The following is a 20,585-nucleotide window of genomic DNA, read 5'->3' as shown; positions in this document are numbered from 1 at the left end:
CCGCAGTCCGCACCGTCTCCACATTCATCTTCGACGACTTCACCGGAAACGCCTCCGGCAACACCAACCCATCCCCCGACAGCGGCTGCTCAGACATCTGCGGACCCTCCTGGAGCAGGAACAAGATCTCCGCACCCTAACCCGGTCCCTCAGCCGGGCACAGCATCTCAATCCAGCGATGACAAAAAGGATGACGACGGAGGGGTGGGTCCGGGCAGATGGGTGGGGAGCTGTCTGCCCGGTGGATCAGGGACATGCGAAGCGCCGATCGGTGACGCAGGGGTCAGCGCCCGTAGGATGGTCGTGTGGATTGGTTCTTCTGGTTGATCGTCGCCCTCGTCGGCGCCTCCCTCATCGTCGCCTCCGTCATCATCGCCAAGGGCAACAGGCAGTTGCCCCCGCCCGAGGAGCCGGAGGCCCTCAAGGCGCCGGAAGCGGTGGAGGAGATGCTGGAGCCGGGACCACCGGAGGAGGTGGTTGAACCTGAGCCCGAGGTGGCGCCGGAGCCCCGGCTCGATCAGCCCGAGGCCCCGCGTTCCCGGTTCGCCCGGCTCAGGCGACGCCTCGCCACCAGCAACAACGCCCTGGCCCGGGCGCTCGGTGACCTGCTGAGCCGCGATCGCATCGACCAGGAGACCTGGGACGACTTCGAGGCCACCCTCATCTCCTCCGACCTGGGGGTCGGACCCACCACGGAGCTGACCGAGGCCCTGCGCAAGGAGCTCAGCATCGACGGGGTCACTGATTCCGGCAAGGCCCGGGAGGTGCTGAGGACCGAGCTGCTTCGGCTCGTCGATCCGAGCATGGACCGCTCTCTCAACCTGACGGCGGCCGAGGGCGACCCGGCCGTGGTCATGGTCGTCGGCGTCAACGGCACGGGCAAGACCACGACGGTGGGCAAGCTGGCCCGGGTGCTGGTCGCCGAGGACAAGACCGTGCTGCTGGGGGCGGCGGACACGTTCCGTGCCGCAGCCGCAGAGCAACTGGCCACCTGGGGGGAGCGTGTCGGTGTGGCGACGGTGCGAGGTGAGGAGGGGGCCGACCCGGCCTCCGTGGCCTTCGATGCCGTCGCCCGTGGCAAGGAGGACGGTGTCGACGTGGTGCTGGTGGACACCGCCGGTCGACTCCACACCAAGGTGGGGCTCATGGACGAGCTGGGCAAGGTCAAGCGTGTCATCGAGAAGAAGGCACCCGTGGGGGAGGTTCTCCTGGTGCTGGATGCCACCACCGGGCAGAACGGCATGACCCAGGCCCGGATCTTCGCCGAGGTGGTGGATGTCACCGGCATCGTGCTGACCAAGCTCGACGGCTCGGCCAAGGGAGGCATCGTGATCCAGGTGCAGCGTGAGCTGGGGGTCCCGGTCAAGCTCATCGGTCTCGGCGAGGGCGTCGACGACCTGGCGCCCTTCGACCCCGAGGGCTTCGTGGCCGGGATCCTGGGGGAGTGAGGCCGAGGCCTCAGGACTGAGCGTGCAACAGGGGTGGCCACGAACCTGAGGGTTCGTGGCCACCCCTGTGTTCGGTCTGGGTCAGCCCCGGGACCTGGGGGTCATCAGCGCCGGGTCGACGAGCCCGAGCTGGATGGCCCGCACCAGGATCTGGGTGCGTGACTTCAGGCCGAGCTTGTCGCCGATGTGGGACAGGTACTGCTTCACCGACCCCTCGGAGATGAACATCTTCGTTGCAATCTGGGCGTTGGTCATCCCCTGCCCCAGCCACAGCAGCAACTCCTTCTCGCGTGGCGCCAGGGAATCCGTCAGGTCCTGATCCGCCGGGCCACGACGGTGCCCCGCGATGAGGTCACTGACCAACTCACGACGTACTCCGGGGGCCAACGGCATCTCCCCGGCCAGGGCCTGCTGGATGCCGGTCAGGAGCGCAGGCCCCCCGCAGTCCTTCATGAGGTAGCCGGCAGCCCCGGCCCGCAGTGCCGAGACGATGTACTCCTGGGTGCCGAAGGTGGTCAACGCGACGATGCAGGCGTCCTTGTGCTTGCCACTGATCTCGCGGATGGCATCCACGCCGGACATCTCCGGCATCTGGAGATCCATCAGCACCACGTCGGGCAGGGTCTGGTCGTAGGCGTCCACGGCTTCCCGGCCGTTGCGGGCCTCCGCAACCACGACGTGGTCCTCGTGACGGGACAGGAACATGCGGTAGGCCTCACGGACCATCGGGTCGTCGTCCACGACCAGGACGCGGCAAGCTTCACTCATGGCGAGTATTTTAAACGAGGTTGTCGTCCTGAATGTCACTGATGAACTACGTGTCTGCACGTGTAGTATGACGATCGTCTCGAATCCATCCCTAGTTTCTCCTTAGGAGAAGTCTCATGAAGATCCGAATCGCGGCTGCCGCACTGGCCATGGCAGCGGGCCTTTCCGTCGCCGCTGTTCCCTCGGCTGCCGCCGCCGAGGTCGAGGCCACTCCGACGGTCACCACGGCGTCTCAGGCGACGCCGCAGGGCTTCTTCTGCCTGTTCCGCATCCCGAGGCTGTGCTACTACTACCGGTGACCGAGTCGGGGGGACAACTGAGGGGTTGGGGGAACTCTCGTGAAGGAGAAGGTCGCGTTCGGGCCACGCCGTTCCGTTGACCGCTGGGTGGCGATCGGGCGGCCCCTGCTGGTGGTGCTGCTCACAGCGCTCTACGTGCTGGGCTTCATCGACTGGTGGGGGTACGCCGATCGTCCCGTGATCTACCTACTGGCGCAGCTGACGGAGCTTGCGGCCTGCGTGGTGCTGCTGTGGCGCCCCCTGCGCGGTGCCCTGCTGGCCGTCATCCCGGCCATGATGACCCTGGTCCTGGGCTTCATGGATGCCGACGGTCTGCTCTCCTGGCTGCTGCCGGCAGTTTTCGCCGCCGTCGGGAGCGTGAGGCAGGTCATCGTTGTTGAGGCCTTGATAATCGTTTACGCAGTGGCGCGTGGTCTAGTAACTGAAGAGGGGTGGGACTTCTTTTCGGCCTACCTCATTTTCGGTGCGGCAGGTGCCATTCTGGGCTATGTCGTAAGGCTATTAACTAATAGCCTGAGGCGTGGTGAAGTGCAGGTTTCCGTGCTGAGCCAGGATGCCGCGGCCATTCGTGGGGCCGAGCGGATCCGGCTGGCCGGGGAGCTCCGGGTGCTGGTGAGCGACCGGCTGGCCCAGTCCGGACGGATGCTGGAGGGGGCCGTGGAACAGGAGGGGGCTCCTCAGCTTCGCTCGCGCCTGGAGGGCATCCGGGTGAACTGCCTGGATGCGGTCACCCGGGTGCGGGCGCTGGTGGGGATGCTGCGCGAGGACCAGGTGGCCGAGGGCAGCGACGAGGCCATGGCGGCCCCCGTCGCCTCCCAGGTGCTGGGGAGCCTGGCGAAGAAGCTGCGCACCCAGGGCATCAGGGTGAGCCTCGACGTGTCCGTGGAGGTGGACTCCCGAAACCTCGTGACCCAGCTCACCATCGCCCGGGCGGCCGAGCAGATCTCCGCCGCCGCGGCCGGGCTCCACCCGCACGAGGTGGCCATCCGCCTCACCTGCCCGCCGGGGAGGACCCGGCTCCACGTCACGGTCACCGACCCGCTGGAGCCCCGGATCGACGAGGAGAAGAGCCTGGTGCGCATCGTCCAGCGGGTGGAGGCCCTCGGAGGCTGCCTGAGTGTGGACCGCGGGGAGACGGTCTGGTCGCTGATGCTGGAGCTGCCGGACCAGCCCACCCCGGCGCCACTGGCGGTGGACGGCAAGGGCAGCCCCAGGCGGCGCTGGAGGCGATACGTGGAGCCCGGGGTGGTCTCCCTGGTCACCATGGCGGTCTTCTTCCACAGCATCTGGCTCCGCCCGACCTCGTGGGAACAGATCTGGGAGCCCATCGCCTACCTGGCGGTGCTGGTGCTCTACTGGTACCCGCCGGTCGGGGTGGTTCCGGCCCTGCTGGCCTTCGGTGGCCTGTTCTTCGCCGCCGACCCGCACCTGCTGCCCCTGGTGCTGGTGGTGCTCATGGGCACCTGGCAGGCGGTGCGTGCGCCGAGGCGGTGGAAGCGGGTCGGCATGAGTGTCGTGGGCTGCGCCGCCGTCGTGCTGCTGAGCGTGGGCATGGCACTGCGGAGTTTGGAGGCGATGGTCGCGATTGGAATTCTGAGCTTCGGGATGCTCGGCTTCGCGGCCCTCGGACACTTCCTGGCGCTGCGTGATGCGCAGCAGGCCAAGGCGGACGAGCTGCTGCAGGCCGCCCAACAGGCCCGCGTCGAGGAACGCAACCTGCTGGCCCGGGAACTGCACGACGTGCTGGCCCACCACCTCTCGGTGATCCTGCTGCAGTGCATGGCCTACGGCGAGAGCGAGGAACCCGCAGAGCTGATGGAGGCCCTGAGCCGCATCGAGAAGTCCATCACCAGTGCCGAACAGGAACTGGTGCTGCTGACCAACGTGATGTCGGAGGACGAGGTGGCGGACGCCCCGGCCCTGGTGCGGCCCACCTCCGTCAGCTGTCAGCTGGAACGCAACCTGCTGGACGCCGGGTTCCGGCCGCAGATGCACATCGCCGCTGCCTGCGACGACCTGCCACCCATCACCCAGCGCACCCTCACCCGCGTGATGCAGGAGGGGGCCACCAACATCATGCGCTACGCCCGGCGGGGCAGCACCTGCTCCTTCGACCTGCAGGTGACCCCCGCCATGGTCACCCTCGAGGTCAGCAGTCTGATGCCGAACCAACAGCGCAGATCGCAGCTGTCACTGGGCTACGGCCTGACCGGGATCCGCGAACGGGTGGATCTCTCCGGTGGCGTGTTCCACGCCGGGCCGGAGAACGGCGAGTGGGTGGTCAGGGTGCAACTGCCACCCGGGGCCAGGGAGGCCGAGGTCGTCGGCGGCCCCAGCGCCTACACCCTGTGACGACGGGCACTGTATTCTTGGCGGGCAACTGACCGACCAGAGGGGCAACTGACTTGTTCGACACGCTGCAGGACCGCCTGGCCGATGTGTTCAAGGGGCTCCGTGCCAAGGGGCGCCTCACCTCGGCCGACATCGACGCCACCACCCGTGAGATCCGGATCGCGCTGCTCGAGGCAGACGTGAACCTCGGCGTGGTCAAGGAGTTCATCGCCGCCGTCAAGCAACGGTGCCTCGGGGCCGAGGTCAGCAAGGCCCTGAACCCCTCCCAGCAGATCATCAAGATCGTCAACGAGGAGCTCATCGCCATCCTCGGCGGTCAGGCACGCCCCATCCGGTTCGCCAAGAAACCGCCGACGGTCCTCATGCTGGCGGGCCTGCAGGGAGCGGGAAAGACCACGCTGGCCGGAAAGCTGGCCCGGTGGCTCAAGCAGAGCAAGCACAGCCCCCTGCTCGTCGCCTGTGACCTGCAGCGCCCCAACGCCGTGAACCAGCTCCAGATCGTGGGGGAGCGGGCCGGGGTGCACGTCTTCGCGCCAGAACCCGGCAACGGGGTGGGGGACCCGGTCCAGGTGGCCCGGGCCGCCATCGAACACGCCGAACGCAATCTCTACGACGTCGTGGTCGTCGACACCGCAGGTCGGCTGGGCATCGATGAGGTGCTGATGCAGCAGGCCGCCGACATCAAGGCAGCGGTCACGCCGGACGAGGTGCTGTTCGTCGTCGACGCCATGATCGGTCAGGACGCGGTCAACACCGCCAAGGCCTTCGACGAGGGCATCGGGTTCGACGGCGTGGTGCTCACCAAGCTCGACGGCGACGCCAGGGGCGGCGCGGCACTGTCCATCGCCAGAGTCATCGGCAAGCCCATCATGTTCGCCTCCAACGGCGAGGGACTGGGCGACTTCGACACCTTCCACCCGGACCGGATGGCCAGCCGCATCCTCGGCATGGGTGACGTGCTCACCCTCATCGAGCAGGCAGAGCGGACCTTCGACGCCGAGCAGTCGCGCAAGGCGGCCGAGAAGCTGAGCAGCGGGAAGGGACAGTTCGGACTCCAGGACTTCCTGGCGCAGATGCAGCAGCTGCGCAAGATGGGACCACTGTCGAAGATCATCGGGATGCTCCCCGGGGCGGGACAGTTCAAGGACGCCATCAACGCCATCGACGAGAAGGAGGTCGACCGCATCGAGGCGATCATCTTCTCGATGACTCCGGCGGAGCGTGACGACGTCGGGATCCTCAACGGTTCGAGGCGGGCCCGCATCGCCAAGGGAGCCGGGGTCCAGGTCTCCGACGTCAACAACCTGGTCAACCGGTTCGTCGAGGCACGCAAGATGATGGAGCGGATGGCGGGTGGCATGATGCCGGGAATGCCCGGGATGCCGGGCGGCGGTGGTCGCAGCGGCCGCAAGCAGCAGAAGCAGCACAAGCGGGGGTCGAAGGTCTCCGGGAATCCTGCCAAACGCAAGCAACAGGCGGCGGAACGAGCCCGGGGCAAGGCTGCACCGGCCCCGCAGAACATGGAGGACTTCGAGCTGCCACCCGAGCTGCAGAAGATGTTCGATCAGCAGTGAGTCCGACCTCGGGGAAACCCGGGGAGGGTCCGCCAGGCAGGGCAGCCGCTGCGAACCCCGCATCGGCTCACTCAGCAAAGTGCCCGTTCTCCTCCGGTGGATGGCGCGGTGGTGTGGCCGGGCGTTCCGTGCGACCGCGTCGTCGTTGCTGATGCTCACCTCACCGGCCCATCGCCGTCGACGGAACCGTACCAACGGCGTCGGCTGGGCCGATGCGGCAGCATGGCGCCGGGATCGACCATCTAGGCTGTCCTGCATGGCATCGCAGTCCCTGCACATTCACGGCACCTTCATCCCCGAGACAGAACCGCGTGATCTCTGGATCCACGGCGGCGTGCTCACCGACGGCCCCGTCCCCGGGGCCGAGACGGTGGCACGAGACGCCTTCATCGTCCCCGGGCTGGTGGACGCCCACTGCCACATCGGACTGGGGGAGCAGGGTCAGGTGAGCCGCGAGGTGACCCTGGCCCAGGCCCGGGCCGACCTGGCGGCGGGCACCATGCTGATACGGGATGCCGGATCCCCGTCTGACACCCGTTGGGTGCAGCAGGACGAAACCCTGCCCAGACTGATCCGCTCCGGGCGTCACATCGCACGTACCAGGCGCTACATCCGGCACCTCGCCGTCGAGGTGGAGCCGGAGCAGCTCGTCGACCAGGTGCGGCACGAGGCGCGCGACGGTGACGGCTGGGTCAAGCTCGTCGGTGACTGGATCGACCGGAGCACCGGTGACCTCGAACCCTCCTTCCCCGCCGACGTGGCGGCGCGGGCCATCGCGGTCGCCCATGAGGAGGGAGCCCGGGTGACTGCCCACTGCTTCGGCGAACAGGCCGTGGCGGAGTTGGTCGCAGCCGGGATCGACTGCATCGAGCACGGCACCGGGATGAGTGACGAGGTGATCGATGAGATGGCACGGCGAGGCACCGCACTGGTGCCCACGTTCATCAACCTCAACCGCTTCCCCCAGTACGCCGAGCCGGGCAGGGACAAGTACCCCCGCTTCGCCTCCCATCTCATGGACCTCCACCACAGACGACACGAGACCATCGGGAAGGCCATCGAGGCCGGACTCCAGGTCTGGTCCGGGACGGATGCCGGAACCGTGGTGCCTCACGGCGAGATCCTCTCCGAGGTGGCGGAGCTGGCCGGTCTCGGTGGTGCGGAGTTCGCCGTGAAGGCCTCCAGCTGGGGCGCTCGTCAGTGGCTGGGAGCGTCGGGACTTGAGGTCGGGGCCAGCGCCGACCTCATCGTGATGGCGGAGGACCCACGACGTGACGTGGCTGCGCTGCGTCATCCCGTGGCCCGCATCCTGCGTGGCAGGGTGCTGTGAGACGAGGCGTCGGCACGACGTGCCCAACACAAGGAGTGAAGTTGTTGACAAACACCGGGGATCACGGGATTCTTGGCTCTTGGGAGCGCTCTCACACGTTGGACGGAGGATGCAATGGCTGCGAGGAATCCGGCCCCCACGCTGGATGATGTGGCCCGCGTGGCAGGGGTCTCCCGTGCCACCGTCTCCCGTGCGGTCAGGGGCGGCCACCGGGTCAGCCCCCAGGCGCAGCAGGCCATCGAGGCGGCCATCCAGCAACTCGACTACGTGCCGAACCAGGCCGCGAGGTCCTTGGCGCTGAGGCGTTCGAACACCATCGCGGTCATCGTCTCCGAGCCACACCGACGGGTCTTCCACGATCCCTTCTTCTCCATCTCCGTGGCGGCGGTCGCCGAGCGGTTGGAGGACACCGACCAGCACATGGCGCTCTACCTGTCCTACGGCAGCTTCCGCCGCAAGCTGGAGGAGTACCTCGTGGGCGGGCACGTCGACGCGGTGCTGGTGGTCTCCCACCACGACGAGGACCGGCTGCCCACACTCCTGGAGCGAGTGGGACGTCCCTGCATGTTCCTCGGGCGTCCCGCAGCCGAGCCGCGCACCGACGGGGGGTTCTCCGTGGCGGAACGTTTCGTCGACGTGGACAATGTCGCAGGAGGCAGGGCCGCAGGAGAGCACCTGGTGGCCCAGGGCTGCCGTCGGATCGCGACCATCTCGGGACACATGGACATCGCCTCGGCACGTGAACGACACCGAGGCTTCCACGAGGCCCTGGCGGATGCAGGCCTGGAACCGGTCGCCGTGCGCCACGGCAACTACGAGCCGGAATCCGGCCGTACCAACGCCCTGGAACTTCTGCGGTCCGGCGTCGAATTCGACGGGCTCTTCGTCGCCTCCGACCACATGGCCGCTGCGGCGCTGTCGGTGTTGAACGAGCATGACGTCCAGGTGCCACGGGATGTCAAACTCGTCGGCTTCGACGACGCGGAGATCTCCAGGGTGACCAGTCCTGCACTGACCACCGTGACCAACCCGTGGCGTGACCTGGCGACCGCAGCCACGGAGCGGATCCTCGCCGAGATCGACGGGGCCCCGCCGGCAGGACCACTCATCCTGCAACCCGAACTCATCGTCCGTGGCTCCACCCGCCCGGCCTGATCCCACCATGAAGGAGCCCCGATGGCCCACGCCTGGACCGTCCACCTGCGTGATGGCGGCACCGCTGCCCTCATCGACGTCGGGGACTCAGGGCTCCCAGCGGTGCTGCACTGGGGTGCGGACTGGGGAGAGATGGAACAGCACGACCTGGCCTCGGCCGGGCAGCTCCTGGCGCGCGCCTATGTCGACAACGTGCCCGACATCCCCCTCGAGGCCGGGGTGCTGCCAGCGCCCTGGACCGGATGGACCGGGCAACCGGGAGTCATCGGGCACCGTGAGGACGGCACCGGCTGGTCACCGCACCTGAGCACCCGGAGCGTGCAGGTGGACGGCGCCCCGTTGGCCCCGGGGGGACGCGTGACGAATGCGCGACAGGCGGTCTTCGAGCTGTCGGACCCACACGTGGGACTCGAGGCCACGCTCACCCTGCGGATCGCGGCGGGGGGCGTGCTGGAGGTCACCGCGATGCTCCGCAACACGGGGAACACGCCCTACTGGCTGGACGGCCTGAACCTGGCCCTCCCGGTGCCGCTGGAGGCCGACGAGATCCTGGACTTCACGGGCCGGTGGGCACACGAACGTGCCCCGCAGCGGCGTCGCGTCGTCAACGGCGTCCACCTCAGGGAGCAGCGACGGGGTCGTCCCGGCTTCGACTCCCCGACGGTGATGCTGTGCGGGAGTGCTGGCTTCGGGTTCCGTGAGGGCAGGGTCTGGGGCCTCCACGTCGCGACCGGTGGCAACTCCCGGACCTACCTCGAACGTCTGCCGAGCGGCAACCAGGTGCTCGGCGGGGGAGAGGCGCTCAGCCCGGGAGAGATCCGTCTTCACCCCGGCGACACCCACACCGGCCCCACGCTGTACTACACCCACGGGGAGGGACTCGACGCGGCGGCGCGTCGCTTCCACCGCTGGGTCCGGGCACAACCCGGTGTGCCCGGGGTGGAGCGCCCCGTGACCCTGAACGTCTGGGAGGCCGTCGGGTTCGACCACAGCCTGCTCAAGCTCAAGGAACTGGCGGATGTCGCCCACGGCATCGGTGTGGAGCGCTACGTCCTCGACGACGGGTGGTTCCTCGGACGCCGTGATGACACCGCGGGACTGGGCGACTGGGAGGTGGACCCGGAGGTCTGGCCGGACGGGTTGCACCCCCTGGTCGACCACGTACGTGGACTGGGGATGCAGTTCGGGCTGTGGTTCGAGCCGGAGATGGTCAACCCGGACTCGCGCCTGGCTCGTGAGCACCCTGAGTGGATCCTCGCCGCCCACCGTGAGTGGCCCGTGTCCTGGCGGAACCAGCAGGTGCTGGACCTGACGATCCCCGAGGCGAGGGAACTGGTGTGGTCCCGGATGGATGCGCTGGTGCGTGAGTACCGGCTGGACTACATCAAGTGGGACCACAACCGGGACACCTTCGACGCCGGGCACCAGGCCGCCGGTGGCCGCGCCGTGGGCGGGGCACAGGTCGCGGCGGCCCTCGCGATCATCGACCGGTTGCGGGCGGATCATCCCGGGCTGGAGATCGAGAGCTGCTCCTCCGGGGGTGGGCGGATCGACCTGGAGATGGCCCGACACGTCCAACGGTTCTGGGTCTCCGACTGCATCGACCCGTTGGAGCGACAGCACATGCTCCGCTGGAGCCTGCAACTGATGCCTCCTGAGGTGCTGGGCAGCCACATCGCCTCGGGACGCAACCAGACCACCTCCCGACAGCACGACCTCGGCTTCCGGGCCGGTACGGCGGTGTGGGGACACCTCGGGGTGGAATGGGACCTGACGGAGGCCACCACGGAGGAGTTGGCCGACCTCAGGGCCTGGATCACCTGGTTCAAGGCTGAGCGCCCCCTGCTGCTCGGGGGCGACATGGTGCGCGACGTCGTCGCCCAGGGGCCACTCTGGCTGCACGGGGTGGTGGCGCCGGATCGTCGACGCGCCCTCTTCGCACTGGCCAGCATCGGGACCGGACCTGACGAGGTGCCGGGGCGGGTGAGGCTGCCCGGTCTCGACGCAGGGATGCGCTACCGCGTCCGGGCGATCAGCCCCGGGCGTCCCCCAGCAGGTCTCATCGCCCCACCCTGGTTGGCGAAAGGGATCGAGGCCTCAGGCGGTGTGCTGGAGGCCGTGGGACTGACCGCCCCGTCGCTGCACCCCGATCAGGTCCTGATCATCGAAGTCACCACATCTGCCCTCAACGCTGAAGGAGTCACGTCATGACCGCACTGTTGCCCGCCCCACGTTCCGCCGATGTCGGTGGCGAGGGGCTCACCCTCGACCACACGACCCGGATCGTGGCCGCGACCGAGGAGGCCGGGCCCGCAGCCCGGGCCGTCCAACGCGCGCTCAGCCTCACGACGGGGCTGCCGCTGCCGATCGAGGAGTCGGGGGCCATCGAGGTGGGGCTCGACCCCGAGCTCCCCGAGGAGGGCTACCGGCTCCATGTCACGAAGGATCGAGTCCAGGTCGTCGCCGGCTCCCCGCGCGGTGCCGGGTGGGCCGCCCAGACCCTTCTCCAACTCGCCCCGCCCGAGATCTTCACCGCGCCCGTCGGGCTGCCCGTGCCGCTCGTCGGTGCCAGGATCGAGGACGCCCCACGGTTCGCCTGGCGGGGCGCCATGCTGGACCCGTCGCGCCACTTCCTGCCGCTGCACGACGTGATCGACTTCATCAACTGGATGGCCAGGCACAAGCTGAACGTCTTCCACTGGCACCTGAGTGATGACCAGGGGTGGCGCGTGGCCTGGGACAAGTACCCGCGCCTGGCCGAGGTGGCGTCGTGGCGCACCAAGACCTCCAACCGGTTCTGGGGTGACGACGGCACCCCGCACGGGGGCCACTACACCTTGGACCAGATCCGTGCGGTGGCCGACTATGCACGCTCACTCGGCATCGAGACCGTGCCGGAGCTGGACTTCCCCGGACACGTGACGGCACTGCTCGCCGCCTACCCGGAGTTCGCCACGGATCCAACGGCACTCGACGGGGTGGCGCACTACCCGGAGATCCACCACAACGTCCTCAACTTCTCCGACGAGGCCATGGACTTCGTCCACGGGATCTGGGAGCAGGTGATCGAGGCCACCGGCGCTCGCCACGTCCACATCGGGGGTGACGAGGTGCCGACCACGCACTGGGTGGCCTCCGAGGAGGTCGCCGAACGGGCCAAGGGCCTCGGGGTGGAGGACGTCGCGAACATCCAGCGGTGGTTCACCCTGCACATGAGGGACTGGCTCACCTCACGGGGCGTCACTCCCATCGGTTGGGACGAGGTGGTCGAGGACGGTGTGGTCGAGGGCATGATCTGCCAGTGCTGGCGTGACGCCGAGGTCGGTGGCAGGGCGGCCGAGGGCGGGATGCAGGTCATCATGAGCCCGTCCAGCCACACCTACTACGACTTCTACCAGTCCGCCGATCCGCAGGAACCCTATGCCCAGTGGGCCATCACCACCTGGGAGAAGGCCTACTCCTTCGATCCGACGGCGGGTCTGTCCCCGGAGGCGGCCGGGCGGGTGCTCGGAACCCAGTTCCAGCTGTGGTCGGAGTTCCTGCAGAACTACCGCCACGTGCAGTACTCGGCATGGCCCAGGGGGTGTTCCTTGGCGGAGGTGGCCTGGAGTGATCCCACGGGACGCGACGTGGCCGAGTTCAGGGGAAGGCTCGAGGGACACCTGGAACGGCTCGCGGCCGGTGGGGTGAACTACCGTCCACTGGAGGGGTCCCATCCCTGGCAACTCGGTGGTGAGGGCTGGCGCAGGCGTCCCCCAGGCGACGGGGAGAACCCGCCGACCCAGTGAGTACACGTCATCACCCGGGCATGGTTGACTGGTGCCATGACCCAGCCAGATGACGCCCAGCCCACCTCCCCGTACTACCCGCCACCGGCCATGCCCGTTCCCGTCACGGAGAACAGACGCCCCGGGTTCCGCAACGGCCTCGGGCTCGGTACCGGGATCGGACTGGGACTCATGGCCGGTGGTCTCGTGCTCACCATCGTCTCCGGGCTGTTCATGCTGGCCGCCGTCGGGCTCGTGGCGAACAGCATCACCCCGAGTGGGGCCAGCACCTCACTCAACACCGTCTGGGGTTCCCCCACGGCCTCGGGAAGGCTCCGCGCGATCACGGTCAGCGGGACCATCCTCACCGACTCCAGTGAGGGTGGTCTGCTGGCCGCCGGGACCTACGGTTACGAGGTCGCAGCACAGCTGGACGAACTGACCACGGCCGACGCCTCCGGGGTGGTGCTGCTGGTCAACACGCCCGGAGGGACCATCCCGGGCTCGAAGGCCATCAGTGATGCCATCGTGCGCTACAAGGAGCGCACCGGAGGCCCGGTGCTGGTCCACGTGGAGGGGATGGCCGCCTCGGGTGGGGTGTACTCCACCGCGACGGCCACCGAGATCATCGCCGACCACGGGGCCATGATGGGCAGCATCGGGGTCATCATGGGGCCTCTCACCGAGTACCGTGACGTGGTGGCCACCAGTGGCACACTCCTCGTCCCCGGGGTCACGACCACGGGAGGGATCACCCAGCGGTACATCACCGCCGGAACCGGCAAGGACTACGGGAACCCGTACCGGGCCGCCACCGAGGAGGAGATCGCCCGGATGCAGATCCTCATCGATGGTGAGTACCAGAACTTCGTCTCCCACGTCTCCACCCATCGGGGGATCCCCGAGCAGGTCATCCGCGACGAGCTGGGGGCCTACATCTTCAATGCTCAGGAGGCAGTCGCCAATGGTCTGGCGGACAAGGTGATGGGACGCGACGAGTTCTTCCGGCACGCGGCCACCACGGCAGGGCTCGACCCGGCGGACACCGTGGTGGAGGCGGTGGGCAAACCCACGGCCTTCCAGGAGCTGCTCGGGGCCAAACGGGCCTGGGGTGCCTCACAGCCCTTGTCGGAGCTCGGGCAGGGGGCCGTCGTCTCCCCGAGCCTGTGTGCCGCCACCCAGCCGCTGGTCTACGCCGGGGACGTCCGGGCGGTGTGTGGCTGAACGATCGCCCCCTCGGTCATCCCCACCCCAGGTCGTGCAGCCGTTGCTCGTCGATCCCGTGGAAGTGTCCGATCTCGTGCACCAGTGTGATCACGATCTCCTCGTGGAGCTCATCCTCGTCCCGGCACATGCGCGACAGCGGCCCGCGGAACAGCACCACCCGGTCCGGCAGGGAGCCGAACCAGGACGAGTCACGCTCGGTCAGGGCGGTGCCCTCGTAGACCCCCAGGGTGTCGGAACCGTCCTCCGGCTCGTCCTCCGTCACGATCACGACGTTGTCGAGCCCGTCCAGCAGCTCGGCCGGGAGACTCTCCAGGGCCTCCCCGACCAGGGCCTCGAAATCGTCCTCACTGATCTCCACGTGCTCGATGATACGCATCCCGGCTTGGGCGGAGCAGGCATCTTCTGGCAGAATGTCCCAGCACCTGTCGCTGGCGCCCTCTCACCCCGGCGAGCATGGTTGAACCCGGTGAACCGTCGGTGTGCCCCACACATCTGCGGCCAACCACCCAACTCGTCTGGACCCAGACCTCACACACAGGAGAACCCACACCAGTGGCTACCAAGATTCGTCTGAAGCGGCTCGGCAAGATCCGCTCACCCCACTACCGCATCGTCGTGATGGACTCCCGCGTCAAGCGGGACGGCCAGGCGATCGAGGAGATCGGCATCTACCATCCGAAGAACGATCCCTCGGTCATCAGGGTCAACTCCGAGCGCGCCCAGTACTGGCTGTCCGTGGGCGCCCAGCCGACTGAGGCCGTGATCGCGATCCTGAAGCGTTCCGGTGACTGGCAGAAGTTCACCGGGGACACCACCCCGGCAGGGATCGACCCGCAGCCCGAGCCGCGTGACCGGGAGGCAGAGTTCGCCAAGGCCCTGGCCGAGGACAGCGACGCCGTCGCCCCCGCCATCTCCAAGGCCAGGAAGAAGGCCGAGGAGGAGGCCGCCAAGAAGGCTGACGCCCCGGCCGAGGAGGCCGCCGACGACGAGGCCGCCGAGGCGTGAGCAGCATGCTGGCCGATGCCCTTGAGCACCTCGTCGCCGGGATCGTCGCCAACCCTGACGACGTGACCGTGCGTGACAAGGACCTGCGTCGCGGTCGCCTCCTGGAGGTCCGGGTGAGCCCGGAGGACATCGGCAAGGTCATCGGTCGGCAGGGACGTACCGCCACTGCACTGCGCACCGTCGTCACCGCCCTGGCCGGGAACGAGCAGGTTCGGGTCGACTTCGTGGACGTCGACCGGCCGCGTCGTCGCTGAGCCACGGCCTTGAGTGATCTGACCGAGGTCATCGTCGGTGTCGTGGGCAGGGCTCACGGCATCCGCGGTGACGTCCACGTCGATGTGCGCACCGATGAGCCCGGACGCCGGTTCACACCGGGGTCCGGGCTTCGTCTGTCCTGCGGCCAGGTGCTCCAGGTCGAGCGGGTGCGGTGGGACCGAGGGCGGCTCATCGTGGCCTTCCGGGGGCATCCGGACCGCACCGCCGTCGAGAAGCTGCGTGGGGAACGGCTGCTGGTGGATGTTCCCGTCGACGAGCTGCCGAGTGAACCCGAGGAGTACTTCGACCGCCAGCTGGTGGGGCTGCAGGTGCGTGACGCCGCCGGTCACGGGGTCGGGACCATCACCGAGGTGCTGCACCTGCCCGCGCAGGACTGCCTGTCGGTGCGGACCTCACACGGCGACGCGCTGGTGCCCTTCGTCAAGGAACTCGTCCCGGTGGTGGACCTCACCGAGGGGTTCGTCCAGGTGGCCGACATCGAGGGCTTGTTGGAGCAGGGATGAGGATCGACGTCGTCACGATCTTCCCCGAGTACCTGGAGCCGCTGCGCCTGTCGCTGGTGGGCAAGGCCATCAGATCCGGTCTGGTCGACCTCGTGGTCCACGACCTGAGGGCCTGGACCCATGACCGGCACCACACCACCGACGACACCCCCTACGGTGGGGGAGCGGGCATGGTGATGAAACCCGAGCCCTGGGGGGAGGCCCTCGACGCGCTGGAGGCGGCACCCCCCCAGCAGATGTGCGTCGTCGTCCCCACCCCGACCGGGACCCCCTTCACGCAGGCCCTCGCCCACGACCTGGCGACACGCCCCCGGCTGGTCTTCGCCTGCGGACGCTACGAGGGCATCGACCAACGGGTGCTGGACCACTGTGCCGAGCGGTACGAACTCATCGAGGTGAGCCTGGGCGACTACGTGCTCAACGGGGGTGAGGTGGCGGTGCTGGCCATCACCGAGGCCGTCGTCAGACTGCTGCCGGGGGTGCTCGGCAATCCCGACTCCCTGGTGGAGGAGTCCCACGCCCCGGGACATCGGTTGCTGGAGTACCCGAACTACACCAAACCTCCGGTCTGGAGGGGGCGACAGGTGCCCGAGATCCTGCTCAGCGGCAACCACGGGGCCATCGCCCGGTGGCGTCACGAGCAGGCCATGGAGCGCACCCGGAGCAGGCGTCCCGACCTGCTCGACGATGAGCGTTGAATCCCCAATTTCGCACCCCTTGATTTGCGTAAATGCCCTAGAAAGACGCGATTTCAGGCTGTTTCACGACACTGTGTAGCAAATTGCCAGCCCCCCGCGACGTGAGCCGGATCGGGCAGCTAGAGTGACCTCGTGGCAACAACACTTACGACCCATCAGCGGGCGGTTCGCTCCACGGTCACCCGGAAGGCCATCATGGCTGTCACGGGCCTGATCATGATCGCGTTCCTGCTCGTCCACATGTACGGCAACCTCAAGATGTTCCTGGGCTATGAGGCCTTCGATCACTATGCGCACTGGCTGAAGGGTGCCACCCCGGACGGAGGCCTCCTGGCCCCGATCCTGCCGGCCGGCACCTTCATCTGGATCTTCCGCTTCGGGCTGCTCGCCGCGATCGGCCTGCACATCTGGTCGGCCGCGACATTGTCGGCCATGACCATCAAGAACCGGGGCGACAAGTACCAGGTGACCAAGCGCCAGGCCCAGACCTACTCCGCGCGCACCATGCGCTGGGGCGGCGTCATCATCCTGCTCTTCGTGATCTTCCACCTGATCCAGTTCACCATCGTCCCCGGCATCCTCGGTGGTGACGGTCACCACCCGCACACGATGGTGCTCGCCGGGTTCCAGCAGTGGTGGATCCTCGCCTTCTACGCCGTGTGCATGGTGCTGATCTGCATGCACATCCGGCACGGTCTGTGGAGCGCATTCGCGACCCTCGGGGCCAACGTCTCCGCCAAGGGCCGCACGTGGCTCAACTACATCGCGATCTTCGTCGCCGTCGTCCTGTACATCGGCTTCATGATCATGCCCCTGGCCGTTGCCTTCGGAATCCTGAAGTGAGTACCACCATGACGACCCCCACCATTGAGAACATGTACTGGGCCGACGGCGGAGACATCGCCGACACCAAGGCCCCCCAGGTCGAGATCGACAAGGTCTGGAAGACCCGCCAGTTCCAGGCGAAGCTGGTCAACCCGGCCAACCGTCGCAAGCTGAGCGTCATCATCGTCGGTACCGGTCTGGCCGGTGGTGCAGCTGCTGCGACCCTCGGCGAGGCGGGCTACAACGTCCTCAACTTCTGCTACCAGGACAGCCCACGCCGGGCCCACTCGATCGCCGCCCAGGGTGGCATCAACGCTGCGAAGAACTACCGCAACGACAACGACTCCACCCACCGGCTGTTCTACGACACGGTCAAGGGCGGTGACTACCGCGCCCGTGAGACCAACGTGTACCGGCTGGCCGAGGTGTCCGCGAACATCATCGACCAGTGCGTGGCCCAGGGAGTTCCCTTCGCCCGTGAGTACGGCGGCCTGCTGGACACCCGTTCCTTCGGTGGCGTGCAGGTGCAGCGCACCTTCTACGCCCGTGGCCAGACCGGCCAGCAGCTCCTCATCGGCTGCTACCAGCAGCTGGAGCGCCAGGTCGAGGCCGGGACGGTCAAGATGTACCCGCGTCACGAGATGATCGAACTGATCGTCGTCGACGGCCGCGCCCGCGGCATCGTGACCCGCAACATGGTCAACGGGAAGGTCGAGGCGTGGACGGCCGACGCGGTCGTGCTGGCCACCGGCGGCTACGGGAACGTGTTCTTCCTGTCCACCAACGCGATGGGTTGCAACGCGACGGCCGTGTGGCGTGCCCACCGCAAGGGTGCCTACTTCGGCAACCCCTGCTACACGCAGATCCACCCGACCTGCATCCCGGTGCACGGCGACACCCAGTCCAAGCTGACCCTGATGTCCGAGTCGTTGCGCAACGACGGTCGCATCTGGGTGCCGAAGAAGGCCGAGGACTGCTCCAAGGACCCCCGCCAGATCCCCGAGGAGGCGCGCGACTACTACCTGGAGCGCATCTACCCGGCATTCGGCAACCTGGTGCCCCGTGACATCGCCTCCCGTCAGGCGAAGAACATGTGTGACGAGGGCCGTGGTGTCGGTCCCGCCGTCGCGGAGAAGCAGCCTGACGGCACCACCAAGCAGGTGCGTCGCGGTGTCTACCTGGACTTCTCCGACGCCATCAACAGGATGGGCAAGGACGCCGTCGAGAAGAAGTACGGCAACCTGTTCGACATGTACCAGCAGATCACCGGTGAGAACCCCTACGAGGTGCCGATGCGCATCTACCCTGCGGTGCACTACACCATGGGTGGGCTGTGGGTGGACTACGACCTCCAGTCCTCGATCACCGGTCTGTACGTCTGCGGCGAGGCCAACTTCTCCGATCACGGTGCGAACCGGCTCGGCGCCTCCGCCCTGATGCAGGGCCTGGCCGACGGCTACTTCGTGCTGCCGAACACCATCAACGACTACCTGGCCGGGGCGCCGTTCGAGAAGCTCTCGAACGACCACCCCGAGGTCGTCGCAGCAGTGGCTTCGGCGAAGGAGCGGATCAACCGTCTCCTCAGCATCCAGGGCACCCGGTCGGTCGACTCCTTCCACAAGGAGCTGGGCCAGATCATGTGGGAGTACTGCGGCATGGAGCGTACGGAGGCCGGGCTGAAGAAGGCCATCGAGCTGATCCGCAGGCTGCGTGAGGACTACTGGAACAACGTGCGTGTCACCGGCGTCAACGAGGACTTCAACCAGGCCCTCGAACGTGCCGGCCGTGTCGCCGACTTCATGGAGCTGGGCGAGCTGATGTGCATCGACGCCCTGCACCGCCGTGAGTCCTGCGGTGGTCACTTCCGCGCCGAGTCCCAGACGGAGGAGGGCGAGGCCCTGCGGCACGACGACGAGTTCCTCTACGTGGCCGCGTGGGAGTGGACCGGTGAGGGGGCCAAACCGGTGCTGCACCGCGAGCCCCTCGTCTACAAGGCAATCGAACTGAAGCAACGGAGTTACAAGTGAAGCTCAAGCTGCGCATCTGGCGCCAGGCCGGTCCCAACGCGACCGGCCAGATGGTCGACTACCACCTCGACAACGTCTCCGAGGACATGTCCTTCCTCGAGATGCTGGACATGCTCAACGAGCAGCTCACCGCGGAGAACAAGGAACCCGTGGCCTTCGACCACGACTGCCGTGAGGGCATCTGCGGCATGTGTGGCGTGGTGATCAACGGGGTCGCCCATGGCGGCTCCGCCACCACCACCTGCCAGCTCCACATGCGTTCCTTCGCCGACGGTGCAACCATCGAGATCGAGCCCTGGCGGGCCGGGGCATTCCCGATCATCAAGGACCTCGCGGTCGACCGCACGGCCCTTGACCGGATCATCGCCTCCGGTGGCTACATCTCGTCGAACACGGGTTCCGCACCCGATGCCCACGCCACCCCCGCCCCGAAGCGGGAGGCCGACAAGGCGTTCGACAATGCCACCTGCATCGGCTGCGGGGCCTGCGTGGCGGCCTGCCCGAACTCCTCCGGCATGCTGTTCACCTCCGCCAAGATCACGCACCTCGCGATGCTGCCCCAGGGCCAGCCGGAGCGCTACCGTCGTGTCAAGGCCATGGTCGCCCAGCACGACGAGGAGGGGTTCGGCAACTGCACCAACATCGGTGAGTGCGCCGCGGTGTGCCCGAAGGGCATCCCGCTGGAGTCCATCTCCCAGCTGAACCGCGACCTCATCAAGTCGTTGTTCAAGGGAGACGGCAAGTAGGCCCGTTCGGGTCAGTTCAGCCACCCTCGCGGGGCGTCGGGTCACCGGCGCCCCGCGTTGGCCTTTGACCGGGCCGGGATGGCATACTTGGATGCCGTTGTCCGTGAGGACGACCCATCACGCGTCGACTCCTGCCACAGGGGGATCGTTCGGTGCGTGGCGGCCCACGACTACCGCGGTGTCCTGTGGCACCGACGAGGACGATCATGACCAATCCGATCATCAAGGCCATCGACGAGGCCTCGCTGCGCACCGACGTGCCCGAGTTCCGCGCAGGCGACTCCGTGCGGGTCCACGTGCGGGTCATCGAGGGCAACCGTTCCCGTATCCAGGTGTTCGCCGGTGTCGTCATCGCGCGCAACGCCGGGGGAGTGCAGGAGGCCTTCACCGTGCGCAAGATCAGCTTCGGCGTGGGGGTCGAGCGCACCTTCCCGCTGCACAGCCCCATCATCGAGAAGATCGAGGTGGAGCGTCGCGGTGATGTCCGTCGCGCGAAGCTCTACTACCTGCGTGGGCTTCGCGGCAAGGCTGCGAAGATCAAGGAGAAGCGGGCCTGAGTGCTCGTTCTTGGCCCGCGCCGGTAGG

Annotated in this window: 19 protein-coding genes; 17 read left to right on the top strand and 2 right to left on the bottom strand. The window is 67.7% G+C overall.

All coding sequences use genetic code 11. The annotated features are described in order from the left end of the window. Positions 1-305 precede the first annotated feature (305 nt). The gene (gene ftsY, locus EII34_RS12320; protein WP_124845458.1) at positions 306-1,448 is read left to right on the top strand and encodes a signal recognition particle-docking protein FtsY; all 1,143 of its coding nucleotides are present in this window, start codon (positions 306-308) and stop codon (positions 1,446-1,448) included. 81 nt (positions 1,449-1,529) lie between these two features. Here the strand turns inward: ftsY and EII34_RS12315 are convergent, their stop codons facing one another. Beyond that, positions 1,530-2,216: a response regulator gene (locus EII34_RS12315; RefSeq protein WP_124845457.1), complete on the bottom strand. Its 687-nt coding sequence runs from the start codon at positions 2,214-2,216 to the stop codon at positions 1,530-1,532. Positions 2,217-2,332: 116 nt separating this feature from the next. Here EII34_RS12315 and EII34_RS12310 point away from each other — a divergent pair, with 116 nt between their 5' ends. The 8 genes from EII34_RS12310 to EII34_RS12275 all read left to right on the top strand — a co-directional run bounded on the left by EII34_RS12310 (position 2,333) and on the right by EII34_RS12275 (position 13,917). Then, positions 2,333-2,515: a hypothetical protein gene (locus EII34_RS12310; protein WP_124845456.1), complete on the top strand. Its 183-nt coding sequence runs from the start codon at positions 2,333-2,335 to the stop codon at positions 2,513-2,515. Positions 2,516-2,554: 39 nt separating this feature from the next. After that, complete coding sequence (locus EII34_RS12305; RefSeq protein WP_124845455.1) at positions 2,555-4,867, top strand: sensor histidine kinase; 2,313 nt, start codon at positions 2,555-2,557, stop codon at positions 4,865-4,867. Between the two features lie 53 nt (positions 4,868-4,920). After that, positions 4,921-6,441: a signal recognition particle protein gene (gene ffh / locus EII34_RS12300; protein ID WP_124845454.1), complete on the top strand. Its 1,521-nt coding sequence runs from the start codon at positions 4,921-4,923 to the stop codon at positions 6,439-6,441. Between the two features lie 256 nt (positions 6,442-6,697). Then, the gene (locus EII34_RS12295) at positions 6,698-7,771 is read left to right on the top strand and encodes an amidohydrolase family protein (protein ID WP_185711326.1); all 1,074 of its coding nucleotides are present in this window, start codon (positions 6,698-6,700) and stop codon (positions 7,769-7,771) included. A 114-nt stretch (positions 7,772-7,885) separates the two neighbouring features. After that, positions 7,886-8,926 (top strand): LacI family DNA-binding transcriptional regulator, encoded by a 1,041-nt coding sequence (locus tag EII34_RS12290; RefSeq protein ID WP_124845453.1) that lies wholly within the window; start codon positions 7,886-7,888, stop codon positions 8,924-8,926. A gap of 21 nt (positions 8,927-8,947) precedes the next feature. Further along, complete coding sequence (locus EII34_RS12285) at positions 8,948-11,137, top strand: alpha-galactosidase (protein WP_124845452.1); 2,190 nt, start codon at positions 8,948-8,950, stop codon at positions 11,135-11,137. Next, on the top strand, positions 11,134-12,714 hold the full coding sequence (locus EII34_RS12280) for a beta-N-acetylhexosaminidase (RefSeq protein WP_124845451.1): 1,581 nt from the start codon (positions 11,134-11,136) through the stop codon (positions 12,712-12,714). The genes EII34_RS12285 and EII34_RS12280 overlap by 4 nt, the downstream gene beginning before the upstream one ends. Positions 12,715-12,750: 36 nt before the next feature. Continuing rightward, positions 12,751-13,917 carry a S49 family peptidase gene (locus EII34_RS12275; protein ID WP_124845450.1) on the top strand — a complete coding sequence of 389 codons (1,167 nt, stop codon included), beginning with the start codon at positions 12,751-12,753 and terminating at the stop codon, positions 13,915-13,917. Positions 13,918-13,933: 16 nt separating this feature from the next. On the opposite strand, the gene EII34_RS12270 is transcribed toward EII34_RS12275, so the two are convergent. Beyond that, a complete protein-coding gene (locus tag EII34_RS12270; protein WP_221620295.1) occupies positions 13,934-14,278 on the bottom strand; it encodes a metallopeptidase family protein in 345 nt (114 codons plus the stop codon). A gap of 194 nt (positions 14,279-14,472) precedes the next feature. On the opposite strand from EII34_RS12270, the gene rpsP reads away from it, so the two are divergent. The 8 genes from rpsP (at position 14,473) to rplS (ending at position 20,557) form a co-directional block, all read left to right on the top strand. Continuing rightward, on the top strand, positions 14,473-14,925 hold the full coding sequence (gene rpsP, locus EII34_RS12265) for a 30S ribosomal protein S16 (protein ID WP_124845448.1): 453 nt from the start codon (positions 14,473-14,475) through the stop codon (positions 14,923-14,925). 5 nt (positions 14,926-14,930) lie between these two features. Next, complete coding sequence (locus EII34_RS12260; protein WP_124845468.1) at positions 14,931-15,179, top strand: RNA-binding protein; 249 nt, start codon at positions 14,931-14,933, stop codon at positions 15,177-15,179. A gap of 9 nt (positions 15,180-15,188) precedes the next feature. Next, complete coding sequence (gene rimM / locus EII34_RS12255) at positions 15,189-15,704, top strand: ribosome maturation factor RimM (protein WP_124845447.1); 516 nt, start codon at positions 15,189-15,191, stop codon at positions 15,702-15,704. Further along, entirely contained in the window at positions 15,701-16,402 is a 702-nt protein-coding gene (trmD, locus tag EII34_RS12250; RefSeq protein ID WP_124845446.1) for a tRNA (guanosine(37)-N1)-methyltransferase TrmD, read from the top strand. Before rimM ends, trmD begins: the two co-directional genes overlap by 4 nt. Positions 16,403-16,534: 132 nt before the next feature. Continuing rightward, entirely contained in the window at positions 16,535-17,245 is a 711-nt protein-coding gene (locus EII34_RS12245; protein WP_260425147.1) for a succinate dehydrogenase cytochrome b subunit, read from the top strand. Between the two features lie 8 nt (positions 17,246-17,253). Beyond that, complete coding sequence (locus EII34_RS12240; protein WP_124845445.1) at positions 17,254-19,254, top strand: fumarate reductase/succinate dehydrogenase flavoprotein subunit; 2,001 nt, start codon at positions 17,254-17,256, stop codon at positions 19,252-19,254. Then, positions 19,251-20,000 (top strand): succinate dehydrogenase/fumarate reductase iron-sulfur subunit, encoded by a 750-nt coding sequence (locus EII34_RS12235; protein ID WP_124845444.1) that lies wholly within the window; start codon positions 19,251-19,253, stop codon positions 19,998-20,000. Before EII34_RS12240 ends, EII34_RS12235 begins: the two co-directional genes overlap by 4 nt. Before the next feature lie 206 nt (positions 20,001-20,206). Continuing rightward, a complete protein-coding gene (rplS, locus tag EII34_RS12230; protein WP_124845443.1) occupies positions 20,207-20,557 on the top strand; it encodes a 50S ribosomal protein L19 in 351 nt (116 codons plus the stop codon). Positions 20,558-20,585: the final 28 nt, after the last annotated feature.

The sequence above is a fragment of the Arachnia propionica genome, assembly GCF_003859805.1.
Lineage (GTDB): Bacteria > Actinomycetota > Actinomycetes > Propionibacteriales > Propionibacteriaceae > Arachnia > Arachnia propionica_C.
The sequence above is the reverse complement of the archived record's forward strand: the minus strand, read 5'-3'. Positions and strand labels throughout refer to the sequence as shown.